At 38.8% G+C, this 18627-nt stretch carries 13 protein-coding genes, 6 tRNA genes and 1 rRNA gene; 3 read left to right on the top strand and 17 right to left on the bottom strand.

Annotation, left to right across the window (positions count from 1 at the left end):
* Positions 1–21: 21 nt before the first annotated feature.
* The gene (locus HMPREF1135_RS00900) at positions 22–345 is read right to left on the bottom strand and encodes a helix-turn-helix transcriptional regulator (protein WP_007590971.1); all 324 of its coding nucleotides are present in this window, start codon (positions 343–345) and stop codon (positions 22–24) included.
* A gap of 131 nt (positions 346–476) precedes the next feature.
* Between HMPREF1135_RS00900 and HMPREF1135_RS00895 the strand changes: the two genes are divergently transcribed.
* On the top strand, positions 477–1274 hold the full coding sequence (locus HMPREF1135_RS00895) for an alpha/beta hydrolase (protein WP_007590970.1): 798 nt from the start codon (positions 477–479) through the stop codon (positions 1272–1274).
* A 44-nt stretch (positions 1275–1318) separates the two neighbouring features.
* On the opposite strand, the gene HMPREF1135_RS00890 is transcribed toward HMPREF1135_RS00895, so the two are convergent.
* Genes HMPREF1135_RS00890 through HMPREF1135_RS00875 form a run of 4 tightly spaced genes read right to left on the bottom strand, consistent with a single transcriptional unit; the run spans position 1319 to position 6597 of the window.
* Positions 1319–3499, bottom strand: a complete 2181-nt coding sequence (locus HMPREF1135_RS00890) for an alpha-galactosidase (RefSeq protein WP_007590969.1) — start codon at positions 3497–3499, stop codon at positions 1319–1321.
* Between the two features lie 16 nt (positions 3500–3515).
* Entirely contained in the window at positions 3516–4328 is an 813-nt protein-coding gene (locus tag HMPREF1135_RS00885) for a carbohydrate ABC transporter permease (RefSeq protein WP_007590968.1), read from the bottom strand.
* An 8-nt stretch (positions 4329–4336) separates the two neighbouring features.
* On the bottom strand, positions 4337–5227 hold the full coding sequence (locus HMPREF1135_RS00880) for a carbohydrate ABC transporter permease (RefSeq protein WP_007590965.1): 891 nt from the start codon (positions 5225–5227) through the stop codon (positions 4337–4339).
* 59 nt (positions 5228–5286) lie between these two features.
* On the bottom strand, positions 5287–6597 hold the full coding sequence (locus tag HMPREF1135_RS00875; protein WP_007590962.1) for an ABC transporter substrate-binding protein: 1311 nt from the start codon (positions 6595–6597) through the stop codon (positions 5287–5289).
* A 305-nt stretch (positions 6598–6902) separates the two neighbouring features.
* Here HMPREF1135_RS00875 and HMPREF1135_RS00870 point away from each other — a divergent pair, with 305 nt between their 5' ends.
* On the top strand, positions 6903–7817 hold the full coding sequence (locus HMPREF1135_RS00870) for an AraC family transcriptional regulator (protein ID WP_007590959.1): 915 nt from the start codon (positions 6903–6905) through the stop codon (positions 7815–7817).
* A 28-nt stretch (positions 7818–7845) separates the two neighbouring features.
* Here HMPREF1135_RS00870 and hcp read toward each other — a convergent pair whose 3' ends face one another.
* The 5 genes from hcp to HMPREF1135_RS00845 form a co-directional block, all read right to left on the bottom strand.
* Positions 7846–9696, bottom strand: coding sequence for a hydroxylamine reductase (hcp, locus tag HMPREF1135_RS00865; protein WP_007590958.1), 1851 nt, complete (start codon positions 9694–9696; stop codon positions 7846–7848).
* A gap of 154 nt (positions 9697–9850) precedes the next feature.
* Positions 9851–10522: a Crp/Fnr family transcriptional regulator gene (locus tag HMPREF1135_RS00860; RefSeq protein ID WP_007590956.1), complete on the bottom strand. Its 672-nt coding sequence runs from the start codon at positions 10520–10522 to the stop codon at positions 9851–9853.
* On the bottom strand, positions 10480–11514 hold the full coding sequence (locus HMPREF1135_RS00855; protein WP_007590954.1) for an ATP-binding cassette domain-containing protein: 1035 nt from the start codon (positions 11512–11514) through the stop codon (positions 10480–10482). The genes HMPREF1135_RS00860 and HMPREF1135_RS00855 overlap by 43 nt, the downstream gene beginning before the upstream one ends.
* Positions 11511–12209: a GTP-binding protein gene (locus HMPREF1135_RS00850; RefSeq protein ID WP_007590952.1), complete on the bottom strand. Its 699-nt coding sequence runs from the start codon at positions 12207–12209 to the stop codon at positions 11511–11513. The genes HMPREF1135_RS00855 and HMPREF1135_RS00850 overlap by 4 nt, the downstream gene beginning before the upstream one ends.
* Positions 12210–12223: 14 nt before the next feature.
* A complete protein-coding gene (locus tag HMPREF1135_RS00845; protein WP_007590949.1) occupies positions 12224–13444 on the bottom strand; it encodes an ABC transporter substrate-binding protein in 1221 nt (406 codons plus the stop codon).
* Positions 13445–13699: 255 nt separating this feature from the next.
* Between HMPREF1135_RS00845 and HMPREF1135_RS00840 the strand changes: the two genes are divergently transcribed.
* Positions 13700–14566 carry a DMT family transporter gene (locus HMPREF1135_RS00840; RefSeq protein ID WP_007590947.1) on the top strand — a complete coding sequence of 289 codons (867 nt, stop codon included), beginning with the start codon at positions 13700–13702 and terminating at the stop codon, positions 14564–14566.
* 158 nt (positions 14567–14724) lie between these two features.
* Here HMPREF1135_RS00840 and HMPREF1135_RS00835 read toward each other — a convergent pair.
* The 7 genes from HMPREF1135_RS00835 to HMPREF1135_RS00805 all read right to left on the bottom strand — a co-directional run bounded on the left by HMPREF1135_RS00835 (position 14725) and on the right by HMPREF1135_RS00805 (position 18626).
* Positions 14725–14810: transfer RNA gene (locus HMPREF1135_RS00835), tRNA-Leu, on the bottom strand.
* Between the two features lie 7 nt (positions 14811–14817).
* A tRNA-Asp gene (locus HMPREF1135_RS00830) sits at positions 14818–14891 on the bottom strand.
* Between the two features lie 26 nt (positions 14892–14917).
* Positions 14918–14990 (bottom strand) — tRNA-Asn (locus HMPREF1135_RS00825).
* 27 nt (positions 14991–15017) lie between these two features.
* Positions 15018–15091, bottom strand: a tRNA-Ile gene (locus tag HMPREF1135_RS00820).
* Between the two features lie 19 nt (positions 15092–15110).
* A tRNA-Glu gene (locus HMPREF1135_RS00815) sits at positions 15111–15182 on the bottom strand.
* A 118-nt stretch (positions 15183–15300) separates the two neighbouring features.
* A 23S ribosomal RNA gene (locus HMPREF1135_RS00810) occupies positions 15301–18188 on the bottom strand.
* Between the two features lie 364 nt (positions 18189–18552).
* A tRNA-Ile gene (locus tag HMPREF1135_RS00805) sits at positions 18553–18626 on the bottom strand.
* Position 18627: the final 1 nt, after the last annotated feature.

Genomic DNA, 18627 nt, shown 5'->3' with positions numbered 1-18627 from the left:
GATAATAAGCAACATTTTGCCCTATTTCCTTAATGTTTGACTTGGTGATATACCAAAATATTTTTTATATAGTCTACTGAAATAAAGCGGGTCACGATACCCCACATTTATAGCCGTTTCAGTAACGGATACCCCCGACAACAGCATATTTACAGCCTTTTTTAGGCGTAATCTTATAAGATAATCTATAGGTCTTATATGGTAAATCTTATTAAATGTATAAGAAAAATGAGCCTTGTTCATACCTGCAATATCGGCCAGATCTTCAAGGCACAAATTTTTATTATAGGATTTTTCCATAAATTCCACGGCATTTTCTATCTGTAATATCTCCTTATTTATCATAGAATAGCCGAACGAACTTAGAATAAGTTGTTGAGCAATAATGCTGTTATGCCTATGAACTTGACAAAAAGATAAATGCTGTAGTATCTTCAGATAATAAGAACTCAGTTGAATTAAAAAATGCCCTCATTATGTGTGCATACAATGATTCAACCTTCGATGCTTACAAGCTCTATGTTACAAATGACAGAAATAAAGATTTGGATGCAAATGCTGTGGAACTTATGAAGAATAATACTGTTTTAAGTGATGTACCTGCAATAGCAAATAATAAAATGTTTAAAATGGAAATAAGCTTACCAAAAAATTATGATAAAACAAAGAGTTATCCGCTTATACTTTTAAATGACGGTGAAATATTCCGTTTAAAAGCTTTAAAAGATAAAGCAATAATTATAGGGTTAAAAGCCGAAAACAGATTGGACGCTTTTACACCTAAGCCTGCCAAAAATATAAGACCCGGTATGCCTGATTTTGGCGGAAGTGCCGATAAATATCACCATCTGATTTTTGAAACTTTTTTGCCTGAAATTTTGTCCGAGTACAATATAGATTATGAAAGAATTGTATATGGCGGATATTCTCTTGGCGGACTGGCAGCAGTATATTCACTTTCAACTATTGATATACCGGGTATGGTATTTTCACTTTGCGGTTCATTCTGGTATCCGGATTTTATAAAATACTGTGAAGATACAGATTTTAAAAACAAAAAAGCTTCCGTTTATTTGCTGAACGGAAAAAATGAGGGAGATAAACATAATAATATTTTAGAAAATGCTCCAAAGATTGCTGCAGATTTACACAGTATAATTAAAGAAAAGATTATGGATGTTACCTCTGTATTTGACAATTACGGACATCATGAAAATCTTGAAAGCAGATATAGTAATCTGTGCATATGGCTAAGTGAAAAACTTAAAGTTTAATATTAAAAAACAGTAAGCCGATTTTGCTTACTGTTTTTTTATTACTATACTCTTTTTATTTCGAATCTGAATGACTCGTACTCTTCTTTAATTCTCGGAATTAAAACTCCACCCTTCATCCAAACTTTTCCTCGCCTTTTTTCACCTGCTATCTCATAATAAGCATTGTCTTCAAGGCCTCTCGGATAAATATAGATATTTGACTCATTCGCCTCTGCAGCCTGTACCACCGCACTTAAAAGACCGAATGATTTATCCTTTGAAAGAACCTGCCAAGCAGTTACTCTTGATTTATCGTATGGACTTGTAATTCTGTAGTAATCGCCTTCATGTATAAGCTCATCATATTTCAGATAATCCTTAACCTGAGACTTCACCTGCTCCTGCTCTTTTTCAGATACCTTGTTCAAATCAAGCTCATATCCGAAAGTGCCTCCCATGGCTACGGTAGCTCTTGTTTCAAAAGGTGTTTTCCTTGTAGTTTGATGATTAGGTGATGCGGATACATGTGCACCTGCACTTCCGATAGGGTATGCAAATGAACTTCCATACTGTATTTTCAATCTTTCAACAGCGTCGGTATCATCACTTAACCAGATTTGAGGATAGTAGTAAAGCATACCGAGATCATATCTTCCGCCGCCGCCTGAACAGCCCTCAAACATAATATTCGGATACTTCTTTGTAAGTTCACCAAGTAAGTCATAAAGGCCGAGAACATATCTGTAATGGAACTCTCCCATACTCTTTGCGGAAAGATTAGCAGAATATACCGCAGACAAGCTTCTGTTCATATCCCATTTGATATACTCGATATTTGCATTGTCAAGTATTTTCACCATCATATCTTTAATATATTCTCTGACATCTTTCCTGGTAAAATCAAGTACATACTGGCTTCTTGCCTTTACACCCTTTCTGTTTGGCACTCTAATCATAAAATCAGGATGCTCTCTGTAAAGTCTTGAATCCTCATTTATCATCTCAGGCTCAAACCAGATACCGAATTTCATATCTATTGCATTGATACGATCAACCAATTCCTTTAATGATGAACCGAGTTTCTCCTCGTTTACATACCAGTCACCGAGCCCTCTAAGATCATCATATCTTTCTCCGAACCATCCGTCATCCATAACCAAAAGCTCTATTCCAAGGCTCTTTGCCTTTGATGCGATATCGAAGATCTTGTCTGCATTAAAGTCAAAATATGTAGCTTCCCAGTTATTTATAAGTATCGGTCTGTGCTTATGTACAAATTCTCCCTGCTGAAGATTTTGTCTTACGGCATCATGGAATGAATGTGTCATTTTCTCAAAGCCTGCATTTGAATATGTAAATGCAACCTCAGGAAGTACAAGCTCTTCACCTGCATTCAATATATATTCAAACTGCTCAGGATGAAGACCTACGACAAGCCTTGTCTGATTTACCTGATCTATTTCCGCTTCAATTATAAATGAACCGCTATATACAAATGCAACACCCACACATTCACCAAAAGTTTCTGTAGCATCCTTTTTTGCAAGTATTGCAAAAGGATTTTGCTGATGGCTTGAGGTACCTCTCTTGCTTTCAAGTACCATCTTTCCGTGTAACAGAGGACTTCTCTCAAACTCTCTTTCCATAGCATGCTTTCCATGGAAGTGTATAAGATCAAAATCACCGTCCACCATATCTATACATGCTGAAAGTGCCTTTTCTATTTTGAGTTCATTTGCAGATGTATTTACTATTCTAACAGCTCTTGTAATAATATCATATTTTTCAAGTACACCATACAAAAGCTCTACTCTTACTCCGCTTACCTTATCTATAAGATTTACTTTAAGACTCTCACCCTCTTCCTCATTCCAAAAAAATGCAGGAAGTCCCGGCAAATCATATTTTCCCTTTTTGATTTCACATGAGTCATATTTTAATTCCACTACATTTGTACCGTCAGGATTTATTACCTGAATGCAGTCGACTCTGTAATCCCCGTTTCCAAAAGTAGGATATTCCTGTGGATATACATCCAAAGAATAGCTTCTATCCATTGTCTCATACGGATTTCCGCTAAAACCTCTGTCTATACTGCTGATTCTATAGGACATATCGTCACTGTCTTCTATTCTTTCACCATACCATGTGTGGAAGAGATAACCTAAGTCATCAAACTTCATCTGATATGATGTATTCTTTGTTGAAAGAGTAATTAAATTACCGTTTAATTTAATAGACATAAAAACCTCATTTGTTTTATAATTTTCCACCTGATGTCGCTATACCTTCTACAAACTGCTTTTGGAATATCAGATATAGAATTATCATAGGAATACAGGCAAGTAGTGAAGCTGCCATCAGTTGTGGATAGTTGTTTGTATACTGTCCCTGCATTTTGGCAAGTGCTGCTGAAAGCGGCATAACATTCTTATTTACGATCATCGGCCACATAAGATCCTTGTATGCAAAAACAGCTGTGAAGATACCCAGTGCAATCATTCCCGAACGAACAAGCGGCATCATAATAAGCAAAAATGTCTGTCCGATATTGCATCCGTCTATTCTTGCAGCCTCTTCCAGATCTCTTGGGAGTGACATAAATGTCTGTCTAAGAAGGAATGTTCCAAAAGCCGATACAAGTCCCGGGAATATAAGGGCAAATATTGTATCAAGCATTCCAAGCTTACTTACCATAAGGTACTGCGGAATAATAAATATCTGACTTGGAACCATCATTTGGAAAAGTACAAGTCCGAAGCACACAGTTTTTCCCGGAAAATCAAGTCTTGCCAATGCATAACCTGCTATGGTGGATGTCATTACCGCAAAAAATACTCTTCCGACTATAAGCAATAATGTGTTCAGATATAATTTCATAAAGTCCATATTGTTGATGACTTCAGTGAAATTTGAAGTTATCCATTTTGCAGGAAATATAGTAAACGGATTCACAGATGTAGACTCTGTTACCGTTTTAAAAGCTGTAAGTGCCATCCATGCAAAGGGTACGATCATAGTTATGGATACCATGATAAGTATCACATGAATTAAAAGTTTATTTAATTTCATATCTCCTCCTAATTATAATGAACCCATTTTTTCTGTGCCAACATCTGTAATGCGGTGATAATAATGATAATTAACAATAAAATTACCACAACTGCAGCTCCCATTCCCTTATCCTGATTTCTGAAAGCATACTGATAGAATAAGAATACTAAAGACCGAGTCTTTGGCAGTGCAGGGTTATCTCTGTCCATTACCATGTATATAAGATCAAACACCATGAATCCGCCTATTACTCTGGTAATACTTACAAAGAATATAGTAGGTGAAAGTAAAGGTATTGTAATATTAAAAAACTGATGTATCCCGCTTGCACCGTCAAGACTTGACGCCTCGTAGTAGTCACTTGGTATTTCCTGCAATCCGGAAATAAAAAGTATCATATTATAACCGATTATCGACCATATACCTATTATAGCAATAGAATATACAGCCAGATTAGGGTCTGATATCCAGTTTACTTTCAAATGGAAAATATTATTTATAAGACCGAACTCGGAATTGTAAAGCCATCTCCATACCATTGCCACTGCAGCAGGTGCAGCAACCATCGGAAGGAAGAAAACGGTACGATAAATACCTCTTCCCTTTATTTTTCCGTTTAAGAATACGGCAAGTACCAAAGCTATCGCTATTGAAAAAGGCACTTCAACTATAGCATATTTGAAGGTATTTATAATTGCCTGCCATATCTCAGTTCCTTGAAAAAGTTTTATATAATTTCCGAATCCTACAAATTTATTTCCTTTTCCAAAATCTCCTGTTTTGAAAAAGCTTTGATATATCGTTCTAAATGTAGGGTAAATATTAAGTACCAATAGTCCTAAGACTGTCGGAAACATAAAAGCCCATCCCCATCTTAGCTCACTCTTTTGTCTTGGTGTCATCCTACTTTTATTCATATATTCTCCTTATTACAAAGAGCCGCTACAAATGTAGCGGCTCCGGGTAAATGCATCAATTATTCCTGTGACAACAGTTCATTCATATCGGATGCGGCCTTCTTACATGCCTCATCTATACTTACCTTATTGCTCCAAGCCTCTACAAGATTTGCTGTGTTCTTGTTTTCCCAAACTACTGTCGCTCTTGAGTGTGGTCTGATTACAAGGTCACTGTCATTTAACATTGTCAAATATGGCTCAAGGTTGAACTTATCTGTATTGTTTTTCCACAAATCAGATACACCCTCATATGCCGCCATTGTTACACCAAGCTTTGCCTGCTTCTCCTGATTATCCTTTGTTGAGAACCACTCGATAAGCTTCCATGCAGCCTCAGGATTCTTTGTACCGGCATTTGCAGCCCATCCGAGACCGTTATAAAGACTTACTCTCTTACCTGTAGTTGCATCCTTTGGAAGTACAGCTACATCACAGTTTGCAACAAGATACTCATTCTCTTTAAATGGAGCAACCATCCATGAGCCCTGTGGGAGCATAGCGATTTTACCTGACTGTAAGAGTACATCTGTACCTGTCTCAGACATTACGGTAGCATCAGGCATAGCATCTTTTCTGAGCTTATCAACAAACTCCATTGCCTTTATAGTATTAGGGTCATCCATTCCGGATTTTTTCTTATCATCTGAAATAACCTTACCACCCATTGAATATACTATATTGTACCATCCGTCCTGGTTGTTTGAAGGATTCATAGCTGTACCGAACTGGCTTCCGTCAGGCTTTGTGAGCTTTACAGCCGCATCATAGTAATCATCCCATGTCCAGTTTTCATCAGGATATGCAAGACCTGCCTCATCAAACATAGTCTTATTGTACCAAAGTGCTATTGTATCCACATCCTTTGGTATAGCATATGTCTTACCGTCACTTACGTATAACTCCTTAACATCTTCAGGGAATTTATCCATCTCAAGCTTATCGCTTGCCTTGATTTTGTCTGTAAGATCCATAAGGATATCGTTTTCCATATATTTTTGTGACTCATTTGAGTGCATCCAGAATACATCAGGCATATCTCCGCCTGAAGCACCCGCCTCAAGTAATGTCCAATATGCGTCCCATGAGATTACCTGAAGATCTACCTGATATCCTGTTTCTGCAGTAAAATCATTTATGATTTCCTGTAATCCCGGCTTTTGTCCGTTATCCCATATAGCAACTGTTATCTTTCCACCCTCACCGCCGCTTTGTGAGCTGTCTGCAGCTGCAGATGATTTATCAGCTCCGCCTGATGATCCGCCACAAGCCGCCAAAGATAATACCATCATTGATGATAGTGCTAAACCAAGTAATTTTTTCTTAATCATTTTAAGTCCTCCCTTAAATTTCATGGTCTTATAATAATATAATTATTTTTGTCATGCATTTCAAAATGTTATATAAATTTGTCGATTTGTAATTGATTTCAAGTTCTTTGTTTATTATTATCCGTTTAAACTACATTTATACGTGGTTTTAACTTTTATACCATATTCAATGATTGTTATTTCGTAAACTAACTATAAAATCGAATACACTTACAAAGATTTATTATTGCAATTAAAACTTGAACAAAATAAAATATATCTCATGAATGTATTTTAAATATGAATTTATATTAAAATGGAGAATTATGGAAGGTATAAATTTTAAACTGTTTAACGATCAGACATTCTCTGATTGCTTTATAAATTTTGCGGGCCATGAGGAATGTAGTCCCGGGCATAGATTCGGACCGGCTATAAGACCCTGCTATATAATTCATTTTATATTAAGCGGTAAAGGAAAGTTTTTTTGCTCAAATGTAGAGTATGATTTGGGTGAGAATCAAGCTTTTTTAATAGAGCCAAGCGCAATGACTTTTTATCAGGCTGATTTTGAAGATCCTTGGCATTATCTTTGGATTGCATTTAAAGGCGATAAAGCCGTTGAAATAATGAACCGTATCGGTATAAGTTCTGATAACCCGGTTTTAACCGGTGATAGAGAAAAAATAATAGCTATTACCGAGGCGATACTTGATACGGATTCAAGCGGATTTAAAGAAGAATTAAAAAGGCAGTCACTTTTATATGATTTTTTAAGCACTATATGTCCCGATACAATGTATTCTGAATCTTTAAGTCAATCGACAGAGCTTAGGAATAATAATTATCTTGTAAGAGCCATAGAATTTATTCAGAATAATTTCTACAATCAAATAGGTGTTAGTGATGTTTCCTCTCATTTAGGTATAAGCAGAAATTATCTTTTTACACTTTTTAAAAATACAATGGGACATTCACCATCTGAATATCTTACATATTGCAGACTTAACAGAGCCTGCCATATGCTGGATGACTCCGCTCTGTCTGTAGAAAATGTCGCATATTCATGCGGCTATGACTCCCTATCTGTTTTTTCAAAGGCCTTCAAACATAAATACGGTCTGACACCCTCAGCATACAGAAAATTAAAGTATGAAAATGATAAAATGTCGGATATTGAGTTTAACAGATTTATAAAAAATATGGATAAAAAACAATATGAAAATAGCCCGGACTTTTAAATCCGGGCTATCTTTTTATCTATATAAATTATCCTAACTGATTTAATCTGCTGATAAGTTCATTTACATCGATACCGTGTACCATAGCAGCCTCTGCAAGTGACTCCATCTGTGATGAAGGACATCCGAGGCAGTGCATACCGATATCCATAAGAACGCTTGCTGCAGCAGGGTTCTCTGAGAGTACCTCACCGATAAGCATATCAGGTCTGTACTTTCCGTCAGCAACTTCCTTCTCAACCTTTCCGAAGAAAAGCTCGATATCATCCTCAACTGTTCCGATACCTGCAATACCGAAGTTCTCAACCAATACCTTAGCTACATTTGGTGAAAGGAATCCCGGAAGTGTAGGTCCGAGGTGAATATTCTTTACACCTAAGTATAAAAGTGCAAGTAAAACGATAACTGCCTTCTGCTCATACCATGCAATGTTGAACTCAAGCGGAAGATCATTGATATCATCAAGTCCGAATACTTCCTTAAGCTTAAGTGCGATAACTGCCAATGAATAAGAGTCATTACACTGACCTGCATCAAGAACTCTTGGAATACCACCGATATCTCCAAGGTCAAGCTTATTGTACTTGTACTTAGCACATCCTGCTGTAAGAATAACGGCATCCTTTGGAAGAGCCTTTGCAAAATCTGTGTAGTAGTTTCTTGCCTTTGAACGACCGTCACAACCTGCCATTACAACGAACTTTGAAATAGCACCTGATTTAACAGCATCTACTACCTTATCTGCAAGTGCAAGAACCTGTGCATGTGCAAAACCGCCTACGATATTTCCGCTCTCTATCTCTGTTGGAGGTGCACACTTCTTAGCCTGCTCAATAATCTCTGAGAAATCCTTCTCCTCACCGATATCACCTGCGATGTGCTTACATCCCGGATAACCTGCTGAACCTGTTGTATAAAGTCTGTCAATATAACTTGCCTTAGGTGGTACGATACAGTTTGTAGTCATAAGGATCGGTCCGTTAAAGCTCTCGAACTCTTCTTTCTGCTTCCACCATGCATTACCGTAGTTACCCTTAAGGTTTGGATACTTCTTAAGCTCAGGATAATACTGACCTGCAAGCATCTCTGAGTGAGTATAAACATCTACTCCTGTTCCCTGTGTCTGCTTTAAGAGCATCTCAAGATCTCTTAAATCATGTCCTGAAACAAGGATACCAGGGTTTGTTCCTACACCGATATCAACTGTTGTAATCTCAGGGTTTCCGTAAGCTGTTGTGTTTGCCTTATCAAGTAAAGCCATTCCGTTTACACCATACTTACCTGTCTCAAGTGTAAGTGCTACTAAATCATCTGCAGTTAAGCTGTCATCAAGTGTTGCAGCCAATGCTCTCTGTAAGAATGCATCTACCTCACCGTCATCCTGTAAAAGTGCATTTGCATGCTTTGAATATGCTGAAAGTCCCTTAAGACCGTATATAATAAGCTCTCTAAGGCTTCTGATATCCTCGTTTTCTGTTGCAAGTACACCTACTGTAGCAGCCTTTGTAAGATACTCGCTCTCATCATATGACTCCCAAAGAGCAGCCTCAGGAAGATTATCTTTGTTTGAAAGTTCATTTAAAAGTTCCTTCTTAACATCAAGAGTCTTCTTGATTCTTGCAATAATAGCATCATTATCAAAGTTTGCATTTGTAATTGTGATGAAAAGGTTTAAAGTAATAAGGTGGTTTACTTCCTTGCTTATTTCTTTTCCTTCTGCACGAAGTCTTGTTGTAACTGCTGATATACCCTTACTTACATATATAAGCAAGTCCTGCATATTTGCAACTTCCGGCTTCTTACCGCAAACACCTACCTGAGTACAGCCTGTATTTCCTGCTGTCTCCTGACACTGATAACAAAACATTTTGTTTTCCATTTTTTACCTCCTCTTACTATGACTGTTCTACAGTCTATGAGCAATCTGTCTTTACAGATTTAAATTTATTTTCTCTTGCATCCTGTGCATGAGTGTATAATAGCAGAAATAAAATCCAAAAACTGTAACTTTAGTTACCGAGCAATGTTTTTTTTTAAAGACTTTTAAGTCCTTCCAGATTTTTTACTATAAGATCTTTTCTTACGACCTTTATATATCCGTCTTCCTGCATTTTCATAAGTTCTCTTGAGAGTGAAGGTCTTGCGGCATTTAAAAAGTCTGCAAACTCTTCTCTGCTCATCTTAAGAGTAACCCTGTCTCTGTCATTCATATTCTGCAATATAAATCTTGCGATTTTTTGCTTCAATGTTGAACATGACAATACCTGTAATCTGTTATTTAAATAGTATGTCCTCTCCGCAAATATTGTGAGCAAATTTGAGAGCATTTTATTTTGGAGCGGTGAAGGCTTATCCCCAAGTCTTGTAAGATACTCTTTTGGTATCTCCAAAATCCTACTTGGAGAACTTGCACATGCATAATTTGCATACTCATCATGATTTAAAAACAAAAAAACCTCTCCGAAAAGCTCTCCGGGGTTTGAAAACATACCTAATATACTTCTTTTTCCGTTCACGGAGTCATTTCCTACAGATACACTACCCTCAACCAACATGGTAATGTATCTTGGTTTGTCTCCCTGATTGAAAATCATCTCACCTTTTCTGAAACCGAGGATATCGGCCTTTGCCTCTTTTAAGCAAAGCTCTATCTCTTCTTCAGTCATTCCCCTAAAGAGTGGGGACTGTGTATAACTTCCTGACATATATCTCCTTCAAGCGTCATACCCGCACGCAACCTTTTTCTAGATTCTTGCATAATTCCGTCAATATAATTCAGTTGCACTAAAACTTCTTTTTCTTCTGCCGTAGTTTCTATTATCTTATCAATTCCGCCGTTTTTGATAACGATTCTCTTATCCGCCATCAATGCCAACAGAGGATCATGAGTAGCCATAAGGACTATCTTATCCTGTGATATCAAAAGGTCTAAAGCCTTCTTTCTGTCTATTCCGGCATTTTCAATCTCATCAATCAAAACGATTGGTGAAGAACTTAGAACTGCCGTATCCGCAATCATAAGAGCTCTGGATTGACCTCCGCTTAGAGCTGTGACTGCTGTCTCAGGTGCAAAACTTTCTCCGGCAAGTTTATTTGCTTCATGTAGGATCTTTTCAACTACAGTCTCGATGTCTTCGACCATTCTGCTTTCCGCATGCATGGTTATAAATTCACGGGCTGTAAGATCCATAACAAAGTTCATATTTTGTGACAATTGTGCAACCAATTTATTATTTGTAGAATATCGCCATTTCGGATCCGGCTTTTTACCATTTATATATATGGTTCTACCGGTAGGGGTATCATTTTGTGCTGCCCATTCAATGTCAGCCAACAATCTACTCTTTCCGGATCCTGTAGGTCCAACTATAGACACAATTTGTGAAGAGAAAATGTCAAATTTTTCACAATTTTCTCTTTCTCCACTTTTGTTATGACCTGGAAAAATAGTTAAACTTTCTATTTTTTCTTTATTATCACCAAGGAATTGTAGCATTTGCTTGATGAATGTGTCAAGCTGGATTTTTAATTCATCCTTATTTATTGCTGTTTCTTCAAGTTCTTCTTCGGTAAATCCATCCAAAAATTCAGAAAAAGTTGCATCCAAACTTTCAGTGATATCAAAGCCTGCGCTCTCAAAGAAATCTGTAGCAAAAGGATATTTTTCCAGTAACTCTTTTAATTTTATTTCACTCATTTATTTGCCTCCCATTGCATCTTCTTGGTATTACCTAATTGGTAATCTTCTCCTATTCTGGTTTCTCCCAGACAATAAGAGCACATTGCCGAAGGCATTGCAAACCTGAGCTTCATTCCCTGTACCGACTCAATATTTACTTCATTGTCATATATTAATGTAGACAACTCGAATGCTCCCTGACCGCTGAGTCCGTTTACATTCATTACCATGGCTCTCGGATTTACCGCACTTACTCTACCGCTGAATACTTCTCTCTCCGCCTGACTTACTATATCTCCCTTTGTTATGACTACGATATCCGCCGCCTTTAACATAGGTCCTATTTTTTTAGGTGTATTTATACCTGAGAGATTATCTATTACACATACACCTTTTATATCTGTAATATAAGGTGAACAGCGATTACAAAGTCCTGCCGACTCTGTAATAAGCAGATCCAGACCTTGTTCCCTTCCCCATTTCACAACATCTTCAATATTTGATGCAAAGAAATGATCGGGACAAAGTCCTCCCGAAAGTCCTTTCTTTACAGGAATGTTTGCCTTTTCATATATGATATCGTCATCGGTATATAAACAGTCAAACTTTACAACTCCCGCCTTTATACCTCTATCCTTCATTGCTTCAATAGTTTTTAAAATAACAGAGGTCTTTCCCGATGAAGGAGGACCTGAAAATATAACTAAATTCATATATTAATCTCTCCTTATTCTGTCTGACCGTAAAACCATTTTTCAGTATTTGAAAGGATTTCTCCGATATCATTTGAATGAATAAAATCCCATCCTGCCCAAAGGAAGTTTTGATCATCTGCAAGTTTATTATCATATTCAGGGTTTGTCTGTGGGAATTTTCCGTCTGCACCCAATATTTCCGCCACTTCTTTTGATAACAGAAAATCTATTAAAGGTTTACTGTTTTCATAGTTTTTCTTTCTTGTCAAAAGGAATACAGGGCTTATTATAGCTCCGTCCTTTGGCCAAACCACTGTAAGGTTTGAATTTTCCTTTATGGTCTTTGAGAAGAAATAAGGCATAATACTTACTGCAGGTGTATTGAAATCTTTTCTTCCTCCGGTCTTTACCATCTGTGCAGGATGCATTGACTTTAAAAGCCCTCTTCCAAGCGCCTCAACGGCTTTTCTTCCGTAATTTGAATATATTCCAAGCATAATTGCATTAAACATATCCAAATCTGAAGTAGGAAGTGCTATTGAGTTTTCAAACTCAGGCTTAAATAAATCTTCCCATGAAACAGGTAAACTTCTGTCTCCCAGTACATCCTTATTTACAATAAAAATAGCAGGAACAACACCTATTATAGAATATTCTCCTTTCGGATCCTTTAAGGAAATCATTCCGTTATCTAGAGATTTATTTAATTTTCCCTGTCTATAGTCTACAAAGACACCCTTATCTCTGAACTTGCCCATCAATTTCTTATCAAAAAACAAGTTAAACCCTGCCGACATATATACATCAGATAAATCGTCTTCCGTCTTTGCATTCCTTATTTCTTCTTCAATTGCTTCCATTCCCATACTTGCAGCATTCAGATTGTAGTTTATTTCATAGTCCTGACTTTCCACAAACTTTTCAAACTTTTCTATAAACTGCATTCTTACAGGACATGGCAATATACCCTTTATAGAGGTCTTTGCATTTTCATCCTGATTTCTTACAATGCCGTTATTATCAGACATCACAGTCTTTCTCTCAATGGCCTCTACAAGTTGCTTTTCAAATACCTCAACATTTATATTCTTACTCTTTAAAGCGGTTTCAAGACTGAGAAGTTTTCCCATTGATTTTCTCATCATGTCATTCTTTAAATTCTCAAATCCTGCCCCTGACAATACTTCTATAAGCTCAGGGTACTTCTCTGTAACATCATATACTTTATCTTTTATATCAAAGTATTTATTCATATAAACTCCTTTAACTGATTAAACAAAGCCGGATAAGTAAGTCCCGGCTAATACTATAGGTAAATCATATTCTAGTTTGAGTACAACAAAAAATCTGTAACCGATGTTAAAACAAAAGAGTATTTATTTTGTTTATTGTATACAATATTCAGCTTGACAGTCTAAAAAGGTTGTATTAGGAAATATATATTTTACAACAAATATGCGTTATAATAAAGCTTATATCAATATTTTTTTATTATTTGGGGGAATAAAATGAATAGAGAAAAGATTCAGGCTTTTATAGCATTATTTATTACTACATTCTTCTGGGCTTCAGCCTATATTTTTGTAAAACAGCTTTTAGAAGATGTGTCACCTTATATGATATTGTCTTTAAGATTTTCTTTTGCAGCAATAATACTTGTATTTATTTATAATAAAAAGCTCTTGAAGATAAATTTTGAAATATTAAAAGCCGGTATAATAATGGGCATATTTCTTTTCGGAGAATTTTTTACATTTACAGTCGGCTTACAGTATACAACAACCTCACGCTCATCTTTACTTATTGCATCATATATTATACTCATGCCACTTGCATACCTTCTTATAATGAGAAAAAGACCCTCATTATCCGATATAATTGTTTCAGTTACCTGCATGATTGGCGTATTCTTTATTTTAGGTAATAATCTTGGAAGCTTTCATATCGGTGATATATATTGCATACTTTGTGCTGTTGACTATGCTTTGTATATTGTTATTTCATCTAAGTACTCAAAACTTTATGATTCCGGAATATTGAATGTATTGCAGGTTTCCACTACGGCCATTCTTTCTATCCTGTCATTAGTTTTAATCGGAAATAACAGTTTTGCCTTAAATCTTTCAGACAGCTTTCAGTTAATATATCTTACCGTATTTTGTACAACCTTACCTTTCTTTTTAATACTGTACGGTATGAAACATGTATCCGCCACAACAAGCGGAGTATTACTCTCTCTTGAAAGTGTGATGGCTGCTGTTATGGGAATAATACTTTTACACGAGTCTTTTACTCAGAATCTCATTATAGGTGGAGCAATTGTAATATTTTCATTTATACTGTCCGAAGTTTTACCTAAGATTCTTAAGAATTGAATCGGATATAATTTATTTTTGTTTTCTGATTCTTTTAGTATATATTACTTTGATACATTATGACAGCATTTTATATAAGACAAGATCACAGATAAATTAAAAATAAGTACGAAAAAAGCACAAATCCTTTATTATAAGGACTGTGCTAAATTTCAAACTGCCGCAGACCGGAATCGAACCGGTACGGGTATTTCTACCCACGGGATTTTAAGTCCCGGGCGTCTGCCTGTTCCGCCACTACGGCATAAAAGCGACCCGAATCGGACTCGAACCGACGACCTCCGCCGTGACAGGGCGGCGCTCTAACCAACTGAGCCATCGGGCCATAATATTAAGATATAAATATCTCAGCTCCCTGAGTAGGACTTGAACCTACGACACTGCGGTTAACAGCCGCATGCTCTACCGACTGAGCTATCAAGGAATATTGCCCTTAGAAAACTAAGGGCAGTGGAGCTTCAGGGACTCGAACCCGGGACCGATCGGTTATGAGCCGATTGCTCTAACCAACTGAGCTAAAGCTCCCAATAAAGGCTTTCGCCAATGACCCCAACGAGATTTGAACTCGTGTTACCGCCGTGAAAGGGCGATGTCTTAACCGCTTGACCATGGGGCCGAATACTGTGATATTCTACTCTGTGAAGAATAAATTGTCAAGTATTTTTTTATAAAAGGGAATGCACCCTCAAAACTGCCTACCAAATCCCGAGCTATTATAAATTTTTTCCTATCTTTTGGTTAAACCCTCGACCTATTAGTAACCATCAACTCAATACATTACTGTACTTACATCTTGGCCCTATCTACCTCGTAGTCTTCAAGGGGTCTTACTGTTTTCACATGAGATATCCCATCTTGAGGGGGGCTTCACGCTTAGATGCCTTCAGCGTTTATCCCGTCCCGACATAGCTACCCTGCCATGGAGTTACTCTCCAACAGGTACACCAGCGGTCAGTCCGTCCCGGTCCTCTCGTACTAAGGACGGCTCCTCTCAAATATCTTACGCCCACGCCGGATAGGGACCGAACTGTCTCACGACGTTCTGAACCCAGCTCGCGTACCGCTTTAATGGGCGAACAGCCCAACCCTTGGGACCTGCTACAGCCCCAGGATGCGATGAGCCGACATCGAGGTGCCAAACCACTCCGTCGATGTGAACTCTTGGGAGTGATAAGCCTGTTATCCCCAGGGTAGCTTTTATCCGTTGAGCGATGGCAATCCCACTTTATGCCACCGGATCACTAAGTCCTACTTTCGTACCTGCTCCACCCGTCGGTGTCGCAGTCAAGCTCCCTTCTGCCTTTGCACTCTTTGAATGGTTTCCGACCATTCTGAGGGAACCTTCGAGCGCCTCCGATACTCTTTCGGAGGCGACCGCCCCAGTCAAACTCCCCGTCTGGCATTGTCCCCCGGCCGGATAACGGCCGCAGGTTAGAAATCCAGCAATACAGGGGTGGTATCCCAACGGCGACTCTGCATAAACTGGCGTCCATGCTTCTATGTCTCCCACCTATCCTGTACGAGTATTACCGAATCCCAGTACCAAACTGGAGTAAAGCTCCATGGGGTCTTTCCGTCCTGGCGCGGGTAACCAGCATCTTCACTGGTACTTCAATTTCACCGGGTGCATTGTTGAGACAGCGCTCAAATCATTACGCCTTTCGTGCGGGTCGGAACTTACCCGACAAGGAATTTCGCTACCTTAGGACCGTTATAGTTACGGCCGCCGTTTACCGGGGCTTCAATTCAAAGCTTCGTTTCCTGACTTCTCCTCTTAACCTTCCGGCACCGGGCAGGCGTCAGCCCATATACTTCACCTTGCGGTTTCGCATAGACCTGTGTTTTTGCTAAACAGTTGCTTGAGCCTTTTTTCTGCGACCACTCTATTAAAGTGGCACCCCTTCTCCCGAAGTTACGGGGTCATTTTGCCGAGTTCCTTAACAATGCTTCTCCCGCCGGCCTTAGGATTCTCTCCTCATCTACCTGTGTCGGTTTGCGGTACGGGTACATATAACACTATAGCGGCTTTTCTTGACGGCTCCCTAACCGACTTCCCTACTATTTTTCGGTACGCATCACGTTTTCCCCTTGCATGGTGGTTTTTCCTCCCATACAGGTACTTCGCTTGCCCCGGTTTTTGTCCTCCCGGGTTCGGTTTTAGTCTCCGTGTCCCCACAGTTCTGATTATATGTAGTACAGGAATCTGTACCTGTTATCCATCGACTACGTCTTTCGACCTTGCCTTAGGCCCCGACTTACCCTGAGTAGATCAGCTTTACTCAGGAAACCTTAGATATTCGGCCAAGAGGATTCTCACCTCTTTCTCGCTACTCATTCCGGCATTCTCTCTTCTTATTACTCCACCATTCCTTCCGGTATGGCTTCTACGCCTCTAAGAATGCTCCTCTACCAATGTATATAATACATTCCTAGGCTTCGGTGTTGTGTTTAGCCCCGGACATTTTCGGCGCAGGACCTCTCGACTAGTGAGCTGTTACGCACTCTTTTAATGTATGGCTGCTTCTAAGCCAACATCCTAGCTGTCTTCGAAATCCCACATCCTTTTCCACTTAACACACACTTTGGGACCTTAGCCGTAGGTCTGGGCTCTTTCCCTTTTGACTACCCAACTTATCTCGTGTAGTCTGACTCCCGTCAATCATCTAGCCGGCATTCGGAGTTTGATATCTCTTGGTAGGCTTTGACGCCCCCGCAAAAATTCAGTGCTCTACCTCCGGTAGACTAATAACGAGGCTAGTCCTAAAACTATTTCGAGGAGAACCAGCTATCTCCGGGTTCGATTGGAATTTCTCCCCTATCCACACCTCATCGCCACCCTTTTCAACGGATGTGCGTTCGGTCCTCCATTCACTTTTACGCGAACTTCAACCTGGACATGGATAGATCACCCGGTTTCGGGTCTACACATACAGACTTCATCGCCCTATTAAGACTTGGTTTCCCTTCGGCTCCGTATCTTTAATACTTAACCTCGCCTGTACATGTAACTCGCCGGACCGTTCTACAAAAAGTACGCGGTTCACCTTTCGGTGTTCCACAGTTTGTAAACATAGGGTTTCAGGTTCTTTTTCACTCCCCTCCCGGGGTTCTTTTCACCTTTCCTTCACAGTACTATACGCTATCGGTCACTGACTAGTATTTAGCCTTGGGGGGTGGTCCCCCCTGCTTCCCACAAGGTTTCTCGTGTCTCGTGGTACTCCGGATACTGCTGGATTCAATATACTTTCCCTTACACGGCTCTCACGCTCTTTGGCCCGCTTTTCCAAAACGGTTCAGGTAATATATCTTACTCGTATTGCAGTCCTCTACCCCGCAGTGCACGCACCACGGTTTGGGCTCTTACGATTTCGCTCGCCGCTACTTTCGCAATCACTGTTGTTTTCTTTTCCTCCGGCTACTTAGATGTTTCAGTTCACCGGGTTCCCCTCTGTACGTTATGTATTGGCGTACAGATACTTGGAGTTCTTCCAAGTGGGTTTCCCCATTCAGACATCTGCAGATCATTGAATATGTGCTTCTCCCCGCAGCTTTTCGCAGCTTGTCACGTCTTTCTTCGGCTGTCAGTGCCTAGGCATCCACCCTACGCTCTTTATGTTTAACCTCTTAAATCATTTAGATTTAGTGTTTATGTATGACACTAGCGTGTATCATACACTATGTTTAAAAATTTATTTTTATTATTAAATATCAATTACTTTAAAGTAATTGATACCTCGGATGTCTAATTATAAAATATTTATATAATTTCTCGTTTGGTATGCAGTTTTCAAGGTACATCATGTAGAGAATATCTCTGCAAATGAGACTTAAAGATTCGAACTTCAACATCTTTCATCCTTTCCAAAGGAATATCTGATGTAGTCTCTCCTTATGGTAACACCATTGCTCCGCTTCGCTATGCAAGGTGTGCTTGTTTTCTAACCTCAGACTTCGCTTTCGCTCGTCTTCGCTAAGAAAACAATGCATGGGCTTAAGTGGACTCGAACCACCGACCTCACGCTTATCAGGCGTGCGCTCTAACCGGCTGAGCTATAAGCCCT

The organism is Lachnoanaerobaculum sp. OBRC5-5 (assembly GCF_000296385.1).
In the GTDB taxonomy this organism is placed as follows: Bacteria; Bacillota; Clostridia; order Lachnospirales; family Lachnospiraceae; genus Lachnoanaerobaculum.
This window is presented reverse-complemented; position numbering and strand designations above follow the sequence as displayed.

Excerpts from the sequence above, each read along its gene's own strand:
- HMPREF1135_RS00840 (WP_007590947.1), top strand. The coding sequence starts at position 13,700 with ATGAATAGAGAAAAGATTCAGGCTTTTATAGCATTATTTATTACTACA.
- HMPREF1135_RS00880 (WP_007590965.1), bottom strand. The coding sequence starts at position 5,227 with ATGAATAAAAGTAGGATGACACCAAGACAAAAGAGTGAGCTAAGATGG.
- HMPREF1135_RS00890 (WP_007590969.1), bottom strand. The coding sequence starts at position 3,499 with ATGTCTATTAAATTAAACGGTAATTTAATTACTCTTTCAACAAAGAAT.
- HMPREF1135_RS00855 (WP_007590954.1), bottom strand. The coding sequence starts at position 11,514 with ATGAGTGAAATAAAATTAAAAGAGTTACTGGAAAAATATCCTTTTGCT.
- HMPREF1135_RS00900 (WP_007590971.1), bottom strand. The coding sequence starts at position 345 with ATGATAAATAAGGAGATATTACAGATAGAAAATGCCGTGGAATTTATG.
- HMPREF1135_RS00870 (WP_007590959.1), top strand. The coding sequence starts at position 6,903 with ATGGAAGGTATAAATTTTAAACTGTTTAACGATCAGACATTCTCTGAT.
- hcp (WP_007590958.1), bottom strand. The coding sequence starts at position 9,696 with ATGGAAAACAAAATGTTTTGTTATCAGTGTCAGGAGACAGCAGGAAAT.
- HMPREF1135_RS00850 (WP_007590952.1), bottom strand. The coding sequence starts at position 12,209 with ATGAATTTAGTTATATTTTCAGGTCCTCCTTCATCGGGAAAGACCTCT.
- HMPREF1135_RS00845 (WP_007590949.1), bottom strand. The coding sequence starts at position 13,444 with ATGAATAAATACTTTGATATAAAAGATAAAGTATATGATGTTACAGAG.
- HMPREF1135_RS00885 (WP_007590968.1), bottom strand. The coding sequence starts at position 4,328 with ATGAAATTAAATAAACTTTTAATTCATGTGATACTTATCATGGTATCC.
- HMPREF1135_RS00895 (WP_007590970.1), top strand. The coding sequence starts at position 477 with ATGTGTGCATACAATGATTCAACCTTCGATGCTTACAAGCTCTATGTT.
- HMPREF1135_RS00860 (WP_007590956.1), bottom strand. The coding sequence starts at position 10,522 with ATGTCAGGAAGTTATACACAGTCCCCACTCTTTAGGGGAATGACTGAA.
- HMPREF1135_RS00875 (WP_007590962.1), bottom strand. The coding sequence starts at position 6,597 with ATGATTAAGAAAAAATTACTTGGTTTAGCACTATCATCAATGATGGTA.